The organism is Flammeovirgaceae bacterium SG7u.111 (genome assembly GCA_034044135.1).
Taxonomy (GTDB): domain Bacteria; phylum Bacteroidota; class Bacteroidia; order Cytophagales; family Flammeovirgaceae.
Genome location: CP139021.1, coordinates 4,868,964 through 4,884,756, shown reverse-complemented (window position 1 = coordinate 4,884,756; position 15,793 = coordinate 4,868,964). Strand labels below are relative to the sequence as shown.

The 15,793-nt window shown below is 42.8% G+C and carries 14 protein-coding genes and 1 pseudogene; 6 read left to right on the top strand and 9 right to left on the bottom strand.

The window, feature by feature from the left end:
- Nucleotides 1-13: 13 nt before the first annotated feature.
- From murG to mraZ, 9 genes and pseudogenes are all read right to left on the bottom strand, one after another.
- Nucleotides 14-1,093, bottom strand: a pseudogene (gene murG, locus R9C00_19105) (undecaprenyldiphospho-muramoylpentapeptide beta-N-acetylglucosaminyltransferase).
- 138 nt (nt 1,094-1,231) lie between these two features.
- Nucleotides 1,232-2,410 (bottom strand): FtsW/RodA/SpoVE family cell cycle protein, encoded by a 1,179-nt coding sequence (locus tag R9C00_19100; GenBank protein ID WPO33809.1) that lies wholly within the window; start codon nt 2,408-2,410, stop codon nt 1,232-1,234.
- 47 nt (nt 2,411-2,457) lie between these two features.
- The gene (gene murD / locus R9C00_19095) at nt 2,458-3,852 is read right to left on the bottom strand and encodes a UDP-N-acetylmuramoyl-L-alanine--D-glutamate ligase (GenBank protein WPO33808.1); all 1,395 of its coding nucleotides are present in this window, start codon (nt 3,850-3,852) and stop codon (nt 2,458-2,460) included.
- A gap of 36 nt (nt 3,853-3,888) precedes the next feature.
- Nucleotides 3,889-5,100 carry a phospho-N-acetylmuramoyl-pentapeptide-transferase gene (gene mraY / locus R9C00_19090; GenBank protein WPO33807.1) on the bottom strand — a complete coding sequence of 404 codons (1,212 nt, stop codon included), beginning with the start codon at nt 5,098-5,100 and terminating at the stop codon, nt 3,889-3,891.
- 3 nt (nt 5,101-5,103) lie between these two features.
- Complete coding sequence (locus tag R9C00_19085) at nt 5,104-6,555, bottom strand: UDP-N-acetylmuramoyl-L-alanyl-D-glutamate--2,6-diaminopimelate ligase (GenBank protein ID WPO33806.1); 1,452 nt, start codon at nt 6,553-6,555, stop codon at nt 5,104-5,106.
- Between the two features lie 186 nt (nt 6,556-6,741).
- The gene (locus R9C00_19080) at nt 6,742-8,844 is read right to left on the bottom strand and encodes a penicillin-binding protein (GenBank protein ID WPO33805.1); all 2,103 of its coding nucleotides are present in this window, start codon (nt 8,842-8,844) and stop codon (nt 6,742-6,744) included.
- 15 nt (nt 8,845-8,859) lie between these two features.
- The gene (locus R9C00_19075; protein WPO33804.1) at nt 8,860-9,213 is read right to left on the bottom strand and encodes an FtsL-like putative cell division protein; all 354 of its coding nucleotides are present in this window, start codon (nt 9,211-9,213) and stop codon (nt 8,860-8,862) included.
- A gap of 124 nt (nt 9,214-9,337) precedes the next feature.
- Nucleotides 9,338-10,237: a 16S rRNA (cytosine(1402)-N(4))-methyltransferase RsmH gene (gene rsmH / locus R9C00_19070; protein ID WPO33803.1), complete on the bottom strand. Its 900-nt coding sequence runs from the start codon at nt 10,235-10,237 to the stop codon at nt 9,338-9,340.
- 105 nt (nt 10,238-10,342) lie between these two features.
- Nucleotides 10,343-10,849 (bottom strand): division/cell wall cluster transcriptional repressor MraZ, encoded by a 507-nt coding sequence (mraZ, locus tag R9C00_19065; protein WPO33802.1) that lies wholly within the window; start codon nt 10,847-10,849, stop codon nt 10,343-10,345.
- Nucleotides 10,850-11,166: 317 nt separating this feature from the next.
- Here mraZ and R9C00_19060 point away from each other — a divergent pair, with 317 nt between their 5' ends.
- The 6 genes from R9C00_19060 (at nt 11,167) to R9C00_19035 (ending at nt 15,790) form a co-directional block, all read left to right on the top strand.
- Nucleotides 11,167-11,298 (top strand): hypothetical protein, encoded by a 132-nt coding sequence (locus R9C00_19060; GenBank protein ID WPO33801.1) that lies wholly within the window; start codon nt 11,167-11,169, stop codon nt 11,296-11,298.
- A 241-nt stretch (nt 11,299-11,539) separates the two neighbouring features.
- A complete protein-coding gene (locus R9C00_19055; protein WPO33800.1) occupies nt 11,540-11,776 on the top strand; it encodes a DUF3303 family protein in 237 nt (78 codons plus the stop codon).
- Nucleotides 11,777-12,049: 273 nt separating this feature from the next.
- On the top strand, nt 12,050-13,033 hold the full coding sequence (locus R9C00_19050) for a 2-oxoglutarate and iron-dependent oxygenase domain-containing protein (GenBank protein WPO33799.1): 984 nt from the start codon (nt 12,050-12,052) through the stop codon (nt 13,031-13,033).
- Between the two features lie 101 nt (nt 13,034-13,134).
- Nucleotides 13,135-14,151: a COX15/CtaA family protein gene (locus R9C00_19045; protein ID WPO33798.1), complete on the top strand. Its 1,017-nt coding sequence runs from the start codon at nt 13,135-13,137 to the stop codon at nt 14,149-14,151.
- Between the two features lie 128 nt (nt 14,152-14,279).
- Nucleotides 14,280-15,182: a heme o synthase gene (gene cyoE, locus R9C00_19040; GenBank protein WPO33797.1), complete on the top strand. Its 903-nt coding sequence runs from the start codon at nt 14,280-14,282 to the stop codon at nt 15,180-15,182.
- Nucleotides 15,183-15,208: 26 nt separating this feature from the next.
- Nucleotides 15,209-15,790 (top strand): cytochrome c oxidase subunit 3, encoded by a 582-nt coding sequence (locus R9C00_19035; protein WPO33796.1) that lies wholly within the window; start codon nt 15,209-15,211, stop codon nt 15,788-15,790.
- Nucleotides 15,791-15,793 lie beyond the last annotated feature (3 nt).

Below are 15,793 nucleotides of genomic sequence, written 5' to 3'. Positions count from 1 at the left end.
CTATTGCCGCAATGTCTTGCGCTGCATTAGGTCTTGCCAATTTTTTTATTTCAATGCTCAGCTGAGCTTGTTTATCTTCGTTTTTGAGTAAGTCGATGGTCTCGCCAATCAACTTTTTGTTTGCTTCTACATCTTTCACCAAAATGGCTGCGCCTTCGTTTACCAAAGCCATGGCGTTTTTGGTCTGATGGTCTTCTGCCACATTTGGCGAAGGAACCAAAATGCTGGGTTTTCCCGTGAGGCAAAGCTCCGAAATGCTCAAAGCTCCCGCTCTGGAAACCACCACATCGGCGCAAGCATACGCCAAGTTCATTTGGTTGAGAAAATCGTTGAAATAGAGTCCTTTCAATTTTTTCTCATCAAAAACTGCCCTTATTTCTTCTATGTAAAATTTCCCCGTTTGCCAGATTACTTGGTAACCTGCCGCCAAGATAAGTTCCACGCCAGCTTTCAGGCTGTTGTTGATGGTTCTCGCCCCTAGGCTTCCGCCCAGAACCAAAAGTGTTTTTGTGTTGGGGTCAAGCCCAAAGTGTTTGAAAGCTTCCTCACGGTATTTTTCCAAGTCCACAATGTCTTGCCTTACAGGGTTTCCCGTTTGTACTATTTTCTCTTTCGGAAAATAGGTTTCCATGCCTGGGTATGCCACACAAATCTTTTTGGCATTTTTAGATAGTAATTTGTTAGTGAGTCCTGCGTAGCCGTTTTGTTCTTGCAATACGGTGGGCAAGCCCGCAGCCTGAGCTGCTTTCACGATGGTGCTGCTGGCGTAACCACCTACGCCAACCGCTACATCGGGTTTGAATTTTCTGATAATCTGCCTCGACTTCAAAGAGCTGCTGATAAGCTTGATGGGGAAAAGCAAATTCTTCCACGTAAGCCTACGTTGGAGTCCGCTTATCCACAAACCAATGATCTCGTAGCCAGCTAGTGGCACTTTTTCCATCTCCATTTTGCCCTCTGCCCCCACAAAAAGAATCTCCGTTTTGGGATTTCTTTCTTTGAGCGCATTGGCAATAGCGATGGCAGGGTACACATGCCCCCCGGTGCCGCCTCCGCTGATGATTACTTTGATATGGTCTTTTTCGTTTGGCAAATTAGTTTGCGATTGATCAGTTGATAATGATAATTAGTTGGTTTTAAGGATTACTTGGTTTAATTGTTGGTCGAATTTGTTAGGATTCTGTTTTGATAAATTTGGTTACTCTATTTATAGAATTAGTCAAGTGAATACTTAGATAATTGGAGCGGGGTTTCTGAATTTTCGTCTCACATTTCGTTTTGAAAGTTCTTCTTCCGAAAGCTCTGCTCTGCTCACGCTGATGATCATGCCCACGGCCATTCCCGTAAATAGCAAGGATGTTCCCCCCATGCTAAGAAGCGGCAAGGGCAAACCCGTAATAGGTAAAATTCCCACTACTACGGCCATGTGTACAAATGCCTGTACTACCAGGCTGAACGTGAGCCCGGCGACCAGCAGCCCTCCAAAGGCTCGATCGCTTTTCCCCACAATCACCATCCCTCGGAACAGCAAGATTAAAAATGCGCTGATGATCACTACCGCACCTATCAGCCCATATTCTTCCACTATAATGGCGAAGATGAAATCTGAATAGGGGTGGGGTAAAAAGTTTCTTTGTGTGCTATTTCCTAGGCCTTTTCCTGTTACTCCTCCCGTTGCTACGGCAATGAACGATTGCTCAGCTTGGAAAGGAACATCACCGTCTTCCATGTACATGCCCAACCTGCTTTGTACCGTATTTCCCCTCTGCCCAAAAGTGAAAGCGAAATAGCCGGCTACAAACCCGATGAGGAACAGCATTCCCAAATATTTAAGGGGCACACGACCGATGAAAAGGAGCAAGCTACAAGTTGCAAAAAGCAAGGCTGCGCTCGACCAGTCAGTCATCCCGATGAGCCCGCAGATGATTCCGCACCAGAAAAGTACGGGAACAATAGCTCTTTGGAATTCCTTGATACTCATTTGTCTTTTCGACAACATACTGGCTACGTTTGCAATCAAAGCCAGTTTTGCAAGGTCGGAAGGCTGGAACGAATAATCGATGAATGGGATAATGATCCATCTCGATGCTTGGTTGATATTGCTACCGTATTGCCAAGAGAAAATAAGTAGCGGCACACTAGCCAAAAGGGCTATCCTCGAAATTCTTGAATAGTACACATAGTCGATTTTGTGGCAGATGTACATAGCCCCAAAAGCCAAGAGTACCAACACGGTATGTTTCATGAGGAAGTGTTCCGTATCTCCGCCTGCGCTTCGGTAGGCCAGTTGCCCCGTAGCGCTGTAAACCACCAAAATACTGAGCAGGGACAAGCCAATGGCTATTGACCAAATGATTTTGTCACCTTGGAAGTACTTGTAAATGCTGTGTTCTTGTATAGTACTACTCATGATTTTTTTATTTTATTTTTATCGACCTAGAAAGTCGAGCTACATTTTTATCCTCTATCATCTAAGGAATAATCTCCTTGTGTATCTAGTTTCCCTAGTTGTTCGTGAACTGCTTTTTTAAACTGGTCGCCTCGGTCTTCATAGTTTTTAAAAAGATCGAAACTGGCACATGCAGGGGAAAGCAGTACAATATCTCCCGAATCTGCCAAGTGATATGCTTTCATCACCGCCTTGTTCACATCTTGTGTTTCGGCTACGTAGCTTACCATTTCGCCGAAGGTCCTGAGCAATTTCTCGTTATCCACACCAAGGCAGATAATTCCCTTCACGTTTTGGTTCACCTTGTGCAATATCTGCTCATAGTCGTTGCCCTTGTCCGTTCCGCCCGCTATCCAAATAATAGGCGTTTCAAATGCGTCTAGTGCGTATGAAGTTGCATCTACATTGGTCGCTTTCGAATCGTTTATGAACGTGATTCCATTGATCTTGGCAACTACTTCTAGCCTGTGAGCTGCATTTTTGAAAGTTTTTAACCCTTTCTCAATCGCTTCTTTATCGCAACCAACCCGCAAGGCAGCTATGATTGCAGCGCTCATGTTCATGGCATTGTGCGCCCCTCTTAGCGGCAGCCCATCAAATATCAGCTGCTCGTTTGCTAGTTCTTCTGGCTCATCTATCGCAGGGCTGTAAAACCTTGGGATATGAAGGGCGTTTCCTCTGGAGTTTGCTTCCGAAAAAGTTGCCGTCCAGATGTTCGTTTCTCTTTTATTTATTTCCTTGGCAATGTGTTCATCGTCGGCATTGTAGATGAACAAGTCGCCAGGGCGCATATTTTCAATCATCCTAAACTTTGCAGCAGCGTATTTTTCCATGCTGTTGTCGTACCTGTCCAAGTGGTCAGGGGTGATGTTCAGCAAGATGGCCACCGATGGCTTGAAATAATGGATATCGTCCAATTGGAAACTGCTGATTTCCAATACGAAATAATCATGGTCTTTTTCAGCCACTTTTCGGGCAAAGCTTTCTCCAATATTTCCTGCAACTTCCACGTCCAACCCTGCTTCTTGTAGCAAGTGGTGCGTGAGTAGGGTAGTGGTCGTTTTGCCATTTGTACCCGTAATGGCTACAATTTTTGCAGTGGTAAACCTGCTGGCAAATTCGATTTCCGAGCTTACCTGAATCCCTAGTTTTTTAGCTTCTTTTATTATCGGGACCCTATCTGGAATGCCGGGGCTTTTGATAATCTCGGTCACATCCGTGAGCAGATCATCGCTATGCCCGCCTTCTTCAAATTCAATCAGGTTTTCCGAAAGCTCTTTTTTAAAATGAGGCGCAATCATACCCTTGTCCGAAACTTTCACTTCGAAACCTTTTTGCTTAGCGAGTAAAGCTGCACCTACGCCGCTTTCTCCTGCACCGAGTATGATTATTTTTTGCGCCATTTTCCTACGTAGTCATTAATCTATTGGCAATTATCTTTATCTGATCTTGAGTGTTGCGAGGGTGGCTATGGCCATCAAAATTCCCACAATCCAAAACCGTGTAACTATTTTCGATTCGTGTATTTTTTTCTTTTGGTAATGATGGTGCAAAGGCGACATCAAAAAGATTCTCCTTCCTTCACCGTATTTTTTCTTTGTGTATTTGAAATAGCTCACTTGCAAAATCACCGAAAGGTTTTCGATGAGGAAAATTCCACAGATGAACGGAATCAATAATTCTTTTCTTAAAATAAGCGCTACAACCGCAATGGACGATCCCAAAGCCAAGCTTCCCGTATCGCCCATAAAAACTTGGGCTGGGTAGGAGTTGTACCACAAAAAACCGATGCAAGCCCCCACGAAAGCCATGCAGAATATCACCACTTCGCCTGTGAAAGGGATGTACATGATATTGAGGTAATCTGCGAAAATCATGTTTCCCGACACGTAGGCTAAGATTGCCAGCGTAGTGCCGATGATGGCAGAAGTTCCTGCTGCCAAGCCGTCTATTCCATCGGTGATGTTAGCCCCGTTCGAAACCGCTGTCACTATAAAGATCACGATGAGCACATACATAATGGGCGTCATCCAGTCGGCAGGAACTATATTGTTGTAGTCCAGCTCATTGTTTTTTACAAAAGGAATCGTCGTTTTGGTCGATTTCACATTTGTATATGACTCTTTGGCTATTACCTCTTCCACGTTTGCCCTCGTCACGCTCTCGTTTTTTTCACGGATGGTCACATCCTCGTGCAAGTAAAGCGTTAGGCCGATGATTAACCCTAAAGTGATCTGTCCGGCTACCTTGAATTTGCCTTTTAGCCCTTGTTTGTTCTTTTTGAAAATCTTGATATAATCGTCAATGAAGCCGATTACGCCCATCCAAATTGTTGCTGTAAGCAGCAAAATGATGTAAATGTTTGTGAGCCTAGAGAAAAGCAACATCGGGATAACGATAGAGCCAATGATGATAAGCCCACCCATAGTAGGTGTGCCTTCTTTTTCTTTTTGCCCTTGCAAGCCCAAATCCCTTACCGTTTCGCCCACTTGCTGCCTCAGCAAAATCCGAATGATCTTTTTACCAAAAATGGTGGCAAAAAGGAGGGAAGAGGCTGCTACCATGAGCGCTCGGAAGGATATGTATTGGAACAATCCAGCGCCTGGCAGGTCGTAAGCTTCTTTCAGATATGTGAATAAATAGTAAAGCAACGGTTATGAGTTTGAGGTTTTAGTTTTGAATAATTCGGTAATAATTTCTTTATCGTCGAAAGGGAATCGCTCTCCCTTAATTTCTTGGTATGTTTCGTGTCCTTTGCCGGCTACTAGCACTACGTCTTCAGTTTGGGCAAGCTCCACGGCTTTTGTAATTGCTTGCTTCCTATCGGTAATGGATAGGGTAGAGGCTTGTTTTTCTTCCGAAATCCCAGCTTCCATCTCTCGGATGATTTGCTCGGGTTCTTCGTTCCTAGGGTTGTCGGAAGTAAGGATGACACGGTTGCTTAATCTCGCCGCTATCGCAGCCATTTTTGGCCGTTTTTCCTTGTCTCGATTTCCTCCACAGCCCACTACGGTGATTACTGTACTTTTTCCCTGGTTGATTTCGGCAATAGTTTCCAATACATTTTCTAGTGCATCGGGCGTGTGGGCATAGTCCACAATCGCTCTTATATTATTCTCTGAAACCAATTGTTCGAACCTGCCACGTGCTGGTTGAACATCGCTAAGAGCAGTAAGCACTTTTTCCTTGTTTTCACCCAAAGAAACTGCCACCGCATAACTTGCCAACAGGTTGTAGGCGTTGAAACCGCCTGTGAGCCTAAACCATATTTGCTGCCCGTCCAGCTCTAGTTGCAAGCCGTCGAAGGTGTTTTCAAGTAGCCTAGCCTTAAAATCTGCCATAGAGCGAAGGGCGTAGGTCAACTTTTTTGCCTTGCAGTTTTGCAACACGTAGCTGCCTCGCTTATCGTCTATGTTCGATAGGGCAAAGGCAGTTTTAGGAAGTTCGTCAAATAGTTTTTTCTTGGCGTCTATGTAGTTCTTGAAAGTCTTATGATAGTCCAGATGGTCGTGGCTTATGTTGCTAAATACCGCTCCTGCAAACTGGAGACCTGCCGTTCTTTCTTGCCAAATAGCGTGAGAACTAGCTTCCATAAAGCAGTGCGTGCAGCCTTTTGCCACCATCTCGCCCAATAGCTGGTTGAGAGTTACACTATCAGGGGTAGTATATTTCGTGTCGAGAACTTCTTCGTCTATTTTGTTTTCTACAGTGGAAATAAGCCCCACATGGTAGCCCAGTTTCCTGAAAAGCCTGTGTAGTAAAGTGACAGAAGTTGTTTTTCCATTGGTGCCGGTTACAGCCACCAATTTTATTTTTTGAGTAGGATGTTCAAAGAAAATAGATGCAGCTTTGCCCATTTCCTTCGCTGCGTTTTCCACTTGGGCATAGGCAACGTTGGGAGCAAGCTGCTCGGGCATTTTTTCGCAAACTATCGCAACTGCACCTAGGGAAATGGCTTTCTCGATGTAATCGTGGCCATCTACCAACGTGCCGGGCATAGCGAAAAACGCAGAGCCTTTTGTAGCCTTGCGAGAATCGAAGCAGAGTGAGCTGATAGCCTGATCGAGGTTTTTCCCTTCCCATGCTAGCACCTTCGTACTTGACAATATGTGTCCTAACGTTTTGATAGTTTTTGTGTTAATTCTTTAATTCATCTATTTCCGATAGAAAGCCCTTGCAAGACTTTCTTTGGTATTCTTATCATCAGTAGTAGGGAAGGCTAACCTTCGCTACTATTCTAGTCGTATTGTTAATCTCGTGCCTTCTTTTGGTTTGGTCTCTTGCACCTAAACCTATCCCAGGCTAATGTAAATCACCCCGCCTTTCCTTGCTTTTTGACCTGGAGTGAGCGATTGCCTTTGTACCCTTCCTCGTCCTCTGGTTTTTACTTTAAGTCCCTGGTTTTCCAATACATAAAGTGCATCTTTCAAGGTCATTCCTCTTACATCTGGCACTTTTTGTTCTCCAATCTTATTGTTTACCCACTGGATAGTATCGCCTGTAGTAGCTGATTTCACCCAGTTGGTTGTATTCAAATCCACTTGTTTGATGCCCATTTCGTCGCAAAGCAACTTTAGGTCTTTGTAGTTTCCTGATCTCACCATTGGGAAAACACCATCGTTGATGAGTGTATCGGGAAGTGATTGTTCTATGCCTCTGATATAAAGTTTTTCAGCGATTTCAGCGAAAACTGGTGCCGAAACCTCGCCGCCGTACTGGCCTTCCCCCTTTGGGTCATCAATTACTACAATGCAGCTGTACTTTGGATTGTCGGCCGGAAAATAACCAGCAAAAGAGGTGTAGTAGCGCTTTGTATATTGCCCGTTACGAATCTTTTGGGTAGTTCCTGTTTTTCCTGCTATGTCAAATTTGTCGTTTCTTATTTCCCTTGCTGTTCCTCTTTTTACTACACCTTTCAGCAGCTCTTGCATGATGCCCAAGGTGCGGTCAGAACACATTTTATCATTGATTACTCTCGATTCGAACTCGTCTATCACCTCATCGCCTTGGCTGATGCTTTTTACGATGATAGGAGAGATCATTTTACCTTGGTTGGCAATGCCATTGTAGAAAGTAAGGATCTGCAATGGGGAAAGTTTTATTTCATAACCAATTGACATCCAAGGTAGTGAGCAACCACTCCATCCTTGTGTGCCAGGGCGGTTGAAGAATGGCTTTCCTGCTCCTATCATTTGGAAATCCAAAGGCTCAGACATACCAAATTTGTCGAGGTAGCTAAAGAATTTCTCAGGTTTTTCGCGGAAGTACCTAAAGATCAACTTTGAAACCCCAATGTTTGATGACTTTTCAAAAACTGTTTTCACAGGGATTTTTCCGTAACCGTAGTAGGCAGCATCCCTCATGGTACAGTCGTCGTAATAGACATACTCGCCATCGCCCGTGTTTACCGTATCTTCAATCGAGAGCTTGGTTTCTTCCAACAGAGCCATCATAGAGATAGCTTTGAAAGTAGAACCAGGTTCAGTAGTTCCTTGAGAACCAATGGCATAGTTGTAGTCCTCTACATACTGGCCTTCAGAGTTTTTACTCAGGTTTACCATCGCCTTTATCTCTCCAGTAGCTACTTCCATGATAATTACGCAACCATAATTGGCATAATTTCTTCTGAGTGCCTTGTCCAACACATCCGTAGTATAGTTTTGGAGGTACACATCTAAAGATGTGTGTACGTCTAAGCCATTTTCAGGGCGGATGTGGTTGCCATCGTTGATAGGCTTCCAGCCACCACCGGGTATTTTTTGGTAAAGTGCTTCTCCGTTTACTCCCGCCAATTTGCTATTAAAGCTGTATTCTAAACCTACGCCTCTAACTTGGTCGGTAGAATCTTCTCTTACAAAACCGATGGTCCTTCTGGCAAGCTCATCGAAGGGTTTGAAGCGTTTTTCCATCTTCTCGAAAATAACCCCGCCTTTTAGCCTTCCTTCTTTGAATAGAGGCCATTCCTCCATGATTTTTTTATCATGGTATTTTACCAATTCCCTGTTGATTATCTTATAACGACGTTTTTCGGTACGAGCCAAACGAAGCTCTTCCGCATATTCCTCAGCAGTTTTGTCTTGGAAATAATCGGCTATTAGTACCGAAAGTGTATCGACGTTTTTTTCAAAAAGCTCTTCTTCTGAAATAGAAGGGTCTAGAGAAACCCTATAAAAAGGCAAAGAAGCTGCTAAAAGGCTGCCATCATCGCTTAATATGCTTCCTCTTGTTGCATTTACTTTTTTGAATTTCAAGCTGTTTTCTTGGGCAATCCCTCTCCACTTTTCTCCATTTACCACTTGGATATCGATTAACCTCACCAATATAAATGCACCAAAGGCTACAACCATTAAGAAGGCTAGCCTAACACGAATCAATATGGATTTTCTGATGCTCACGATTTCCCGAGTTTATTAATTTTCTGGGGTGATTTTGATCACCGGTTTGTCATTTTCTATTAGCCCAATGGTTTTTACCTGATTGGCTATTTCCACGTACTTACTGGCATGGATGTATTCGTATTTGTAAGACCCGTGGTCCACACGAAGTTCTTCCACCGTTTTTTCCAACACACCAATATCCCTAGTCAGCCTGTCCGAATAGTAATTATTGGCAATGTAAAGCACTCCCAAAATGGTTAGAAAAATGAAGTAGGGCACATGCTTGATAATAGCAGAATCATCTACGCTAAAATCAAACTTATACTCCGATACATGCCCAAAAAAGCTCTTCTTGTCTTCTTCTTTTGGTGGACTGTAAGTGTTCATATTTTTCAGTGTTTATGCACGAATGCTGTTCGAAAAACAAGGCTGGCTGTATGAGCCAGTTTCTTTATTTTCAATTTGGTTACAGATCTTTTTTGGATACTTTATGGTTATAATTAAGAGCTGATTAAAGCTTTTTTGCTACTCTGAGCTTAGCGCTTCTGGCTCTTGGATTTTGAGCAATTTCTTCGTTTGTCGGTATTATCGGTTTTCTGTTTACTGCTTCAAGTGGCTTTATCGGGTTTCCGTACATATCTTTCTCCACATCCCCTTTGAAGTTCCCTGCTCTAATGAAGTTTTTGACCAGCCTGTCTTCCAATGAATGGTAAGACATTACTACAAGTCTTCCTCCTGGTTTTAAGACATCATTTGCCCCTTCTAGCATTTCTTTCAACGCCTCAATTTCTTCGTTCACTTCTATTCTCAACGCTTGGAAAACTTGAGCATAATACCTGAATTCTTTGCCTTTTGGCGCATGTTTTTCAAGTACGTTTACAAGCTCGGCAGTAGTGTCTATGCTTTTCTTTACTCGCTCCCGCATAATGCTGGCAGCCAGTGTTCTAGCGTTTCTTACTTCGCCAAATTCGCTTAATACCCTTATCAGGTCAGGTTCTCGATACGTGTTTACCAAGTCCCTTGCGCTGAAGTCGGCTTTATTGTCCATCCGCATATCTAGCGGGGCGTCCCACCGGGTGGAAAACCCTCTTTCTGGCTTGTCGATTTGATGGGAGGAAATCCCCAAATCAGCCAAAATGCTGTCCACTTGCGCATAACCATAGAGCTTTAGGTACTTTTTGATATAGCGAAAATTACCCTCTATAAGCTTGAAGCGAGAACCGTCTGTTCCCTCAATGTTTTTTGCTGCGTCTTGGTCCTGATCAAAAGCCAAAAGCTTTCCTTCAGGCAGCCTTTTCAGAATCTCTTTCGAATGCCCTCCGCCCCCAAATGTCACGTCAACTACTACCTTGCCTGGTTGTAAGTCCAAGCCTTCCATACACTCCTCCAACATTACAGGCACGTGGTACATATCTCAAATTCTGTTTTGTTACTGGTATAATAAAAATCAGACGACAAAAATTGAGCGTGCGATTTTGTTTTTGTTATAAATTTATTTTTAATCAGTTCAACTCGTTTAAGAAGCTTCTTTTAAATCGTCCTCCTCATCGGCTGACTGTTGCTTTGGCTCGCTCACTTCATCGCTTCCCAAATACTTCTCTGCCAATACGGAGAATTTCTCTTGCTGGCTGAACAAGTACTCGTCATACACATCAGGATTCCAAATCTCGATCCTGTTTCCTAGCCCCACTAGCAAAACTTCTTTTTCGAGCTGTGCATACTTTCGCATCGAGCTCGGTATCCCAACCCTCCCTGACTTATCTAAGTCTAGTTCGGTGTTGCCTCTTAAGTACATCCGTTGGAAAAGTCGGTCTTCCTTTACGAACTCGTTGAGACTTACCACTTTTTCATAAATCTTTTCCCACTCATCGTGGGGATAAATGGTGAGGCAAGTCTCAAAACCTCTTTTCAGCACTATTTTCATTGTTTCGTTTTCAGGCAAAGTGCTTTTGATACGAGCGGGGAGCGTTAAGCGCCCTTTGTCGTCCAATTTACACTCATATTCGCTTGAAAAAGAATTCATTAGAGCTTCTTGCCTACGGTGATACTTAAGTTAATTATACAAATCTAATGTTTTATTTGAATAAGTCAACCACTTTTTACCACTTTTTACCACTTTTCCCCCTGACTATTCATTTGGCTTAACGTTGAGAGGTAAATAATTGTTATATAAGGTGTTAGTTACTTGTTGTAAAAACTTTTTTAGATGTGTTATAAATTATTATGTAAACATCATATTAATAGGTGTTTATAATATACTTTTTTAAGTAAAGATTTAGGTAGATATATATGTGATTATTTTAAGATTTTTCTGTTTGCATCTATTAACAAATACTAAAAATGGATACTGCTAAAAGGGGTGGTAAAAGGTGGGAAAATAGAAAAATGAGAGGGGAGGTGGTAAAAAGTGGTAGATATGTGGAGAGAGGTGGGGAAAAGGGCGAAAGGTGGGGGAGGTGGGAGAAAGTGTGATGAAGTGGGGAAATTAAAAAGCATAGTAAATGGTGATAGTAAGGGGTGGAAATGGAGGGTCAATCTGTGTTTTGGTCAGTGAGATTGTGGGCAAAACAAAAAGTGAATGAAAGTATCTGGAGATTTTGGAGGCAAGGGAGTTTTTGGCAATTCGGTAGTTTGATTTGTTTCTCCCTTCAGAGGGCTTCAATTGTTTGGAGTTATTGCTTATGGTATTTGTAACATATAAAAAGGGTGTAAAATGAAAAAATACATGGTTGTAGAGAGGTTTAAGCCAAATTGCTTGGAAAAGAATAATGAGCGCTGGAATGAAAAAGGACGAATGCTTCCTGAAGGACTTTATTATCTGAATTCATGGATGAATAAAGATCGGAGCATTTGTTTTCAATTGATGGAAACAAATGATTCAACGCTTTTTGATATTTGGGTTGATAGATGGAAAGATTACACGGATTTTGAGGTTTACCCGATTGACTAGGCTTTTGGATTTGTTGAAGGGGTTTTCCAGCAGGGTAGTGCGCGCACTGGGGAAGGAGGGCGAGCCAAGACCGAAGTGGCAGGTGCGTTGGATGGCTTGGCTGCCCGGGACGAGCTTGCAGCCCTTAGGCTGCAAAGTGCGCCCTAATCATTTTGTTTTTTAAGGAGAAGCTTGTGTTTTTTCTAGATTCCTTCCGATCAGGATTGCTTTTTTGGTTTGATGCTCTACTTTTGGTGGGATCAACAAATTGAAAACCTCAAAACACATATAATTATGTCAGATATATTATTGGATGAAATTCCTTCACTAGACCTTGCTGATTTTGAACACGGGGACGCTGAAAAAAAGGCTGCTTTTGTGAAAGCTTTGGGTGATGCCTATAATACGATTGGATTTGTGGCTATCAAAAACCATAAATTGCCCGAGAGCTTGGTGGATAGGCTTTATAAGTCGGTAGAAGAGTTTTTCTTGCTAGAGGACGAGGTGAAGCAAAAATATGAGAACCCGGAGTTGCAGGGGCAGCGTGGGTATGTGGGAAAGGGAAAGGAATCTGCAAAGGGCAGAAAAGTGGGTGATTTGAAGGAGTTTTACCATGTAGGGCAGGAAGTGGTGCCAAACGAGCCGCTTACGGAGGGTTATCCTGATAATGTTTTTCCTGAAGAAGTGCCTGATTTTAAGGCTGCGGGCTTGGAGGCTTTTGGTGCATTGGAGGAAACTGGGAAGCTGATGTTGCGTGCCATAGCTCTGTACTTGGGCTTGGACGAAGCGTATTTTGAGCTTGGGGTGGAAAAGGGGAACAGTATTTTGAGGGCGATCCATTATTTCCCTATAGAAGATCCGAGTGTGCTGGGTGAGGGCGCTGTGCGTGCAGCCGAGCATGGAGATATAAATTTGATCACTTTGCTGATGGGTGCGAGTGCCGAGGGGCTTCAGGTATTGAGAAGAGACGGTGAGTGGATTCCGATTACGGCTTTGCCGGGGCAGTTGGTGGTGAATGTGGGCGATATGCTGGATAGGCTTACAAACCATAAGTTAAAATCGACAATTCACCGTGTGGTGAACCCTCCTGCCGAGAAATTGAAAACAAGAAGGTTCTCTATTCCGTTTTTTATGCACCCTCGCTCAGAAATGGACTTGACTTGCCTTGAGAGCTGTGTAGATGAGGAAAACCCTAAGAGGTATTCGGATATGACGGCAGGCGAGTTTTTGCAAGAGCGATTGGAAGAGTTGGGCTTTGGGAAAGGAAAGGGCAAATAGTCAAAAGGGCAAAATCCCCAGCTATTTTGTTTGAGTATATTTCTTACTGGTTATATTTGCCGGCCTAACTTAGGTTAGGATGAACTAATTAATTGAGCATATTGGAAAATAAATTTTGGTCAACCCGTAGGTATCGGAAGTTTGGAGTGGTTACAGTAATAGCTGTGTATCTGTTGATTTTGGTGGGGGGAATAGTGCGGAGCACAGGCTCTGGTATGGGTTGCCCCGACTGGCCCAAATGTTTTGGTACATGGGTGCCCCCTACCAGTGTAGACCAACTTCCTCCAGATTATAAAGAGCAGTTTCAGGTTCAAGGAAAAGAAATTGCCGACTTTAATGTGTACCATACCTGGACGGAATATATTAACAGGCTTATTGGGGTTCTGATCGGGTTCTTTATACTTATTACACTTATTCTTTCGTGGCAATATTGGGAAACCGACCGCTTGATATTTTGGCTGTCGTTGGTAGCCTTTTTGGCGGTCGGTTTCCAAGGTTGGCTTGGCTCGGTGGTAGTGGCCACTGACCTCAAGCCTGTTCTCATTACTTTGCACATGCTTCTGGCGCTGGTGATTGTAGGAATTTTGATTTATACGGTTAGCCGGTCTTTTGAGTCGCTGAAGGCTACGGCTTTTGCCAGAAAGCGATCGGTTTTGAACTTCTGGTTAATAGTTGGGCTTGTGCTTTCGATATTCCAAGTAGTACTAGGGACGCAAGTGCGGGAGCAGGTTGATTTGGTAGCCCGATCGTTCGATGGCCAGCAACGGGAGCTTTGGGTTGACCAACTTGGTATTTTCTTTTACTTCCACCGAACATTCTCACTGGTGGTGATGCTGGTGAACGGGTACATATTTTACTTACTCAAAAAAGGTTGCGTCAAATCGGACCCAATCTTCAAATGGGCAATTGCCTTGCTCTCGGTGATAGGCTTAGAAATAATTACAGGTGCGATAATGGCCTATTTTTCCATTCCCAAAGTATTACAACCTGTACACCTATTGTTTGGTACACTCCTCTTCGGTATTCAATTCTTATTGGTACTCTTCGTAAATGCAGATAAGTTGTTAAACAAGGAAAAAAATCAGCTGCCTTACACAACTTTTATGTCTGGCATTTGATTTTTATAATATATTCTTTCTTTTGGCAAGAGAAGGACTATTTCTTTTCTTTAATCATTAACTTTGCCGCTTAATCTGAAAATTAACATAAACCTTTACCCCTCAAAAGAAGGGTTACACATCTATTTATGATAAGCAGTAATTCAGAATACAAGGTGTTATTTTGGAGTCAAGTCTCATATAAAGCTAAACAACTATTCATTCTTCTCAAGTTTAGACTTTCAGCATTAGTGGTGTTTTCAGGCGCTTTTGGGTATTTGTTAGCCTCAAAAGGGAGTATCAATTGGTTGGACTTCGGTATGTTCATCCTTGGTAGCTTTATGGTAACTGGCGCAGCCAATATCATCAACCAAGTGAAAGAACGTGACTTAGATAAGTTGATGAAACGCACAAAGGATAGGCCTTTGCCAATGGGCAGGCTTTCTGTAAACGAGGCTATTGCCTTTACCTTGGTGCTAGCTATGGCAGGGAGTGCGCTTTTGGTATTTTTTGTAAATCCATTGGTAGCCGGGTTGTCTTTGTTATCCCTTCTTCTTTATGGGTTTGTTTATACCCCTCTGAAACAAAAATCGCCTATTTCGGTGTTGGTTGGGGCTTTTCCAGGGGCTTTGCCTCCTATGATTGGATGGGTAGCGATGGCTGGAGGATTTACCGTTGAGGCATTTGTATTGTTCGGAATCCAGTTCGTATGGCAATTCCCTCATTTTTGGTCTATTGCCTGGATTGGGCATGAAGACTACACCAAAGCAGGTTTCAAAATGCTTCCTTCTAAGAAAGGACCTGATGTATATACTTCTCTACAGATCAGTTTTTATACACTCTTCTTGATTCCGCTAGGGTTGTTGCCTACGCAATACGGGATTACGGGAACTGTTTCAGGTATTGTCGCTTTTGTTTGCGGGATCTTGTTCTTGCTACAGACGTTGGAGTTGATAAAAACAGGTTCGAATAAGTCTGCGAAAAAAATCATGTTTAGCTCATTTTTGTATTTGCCCATTGTGCAAATCGCTTATTTGCTAGATAAAATGTAATAAAGGGATCAATTAGAATTATAATAATGAGTAATAAATCTATAGAGATTAACGATTCTTCCACACAGCTTTCAATGAACCCTAAAAAGTTCGCAATGTGGTTGTTTATTGTGAGTGTAGTGATGGTGTTTGCAGCCCTTACGAGTGCTTACATTGTAAGACAAGCTGAGGGAAATTGGTATGTGTTTGATTTGCCCAGCGTGTTTTATACTAGTTCGGCGGTAATCTTACTGAGTAGCCTTACCATGCACTGGGGAGTTCTTTCGGCAAAAAAAGATAATTTCAAATCGCTGAGCATCGCTATGGCAATAACGGGAGTGCTTGGAGTCGTCTTTTTGGTGCTCCAAGTAATCGGTTGGTCAGACTTGGTGGATATCAGCGTACACTTTGTAGGTAATCCTTCTGGTTCATTTTTATATGTGATTACTGGATTACACGGTGTCCACGTTATCAGTGCTGTTATTTTTCTTCTAGTAGTGATGGTGAATGCGTTACGCCAAAAAATTCATGCTAAAAAGATGTCGCAGCTTGAAATATGCGCCACTTATTGGCACTTTTTAGATGGACTTTGGATATATTTATTCATATTTTTATTAATAAATAGGTAATTT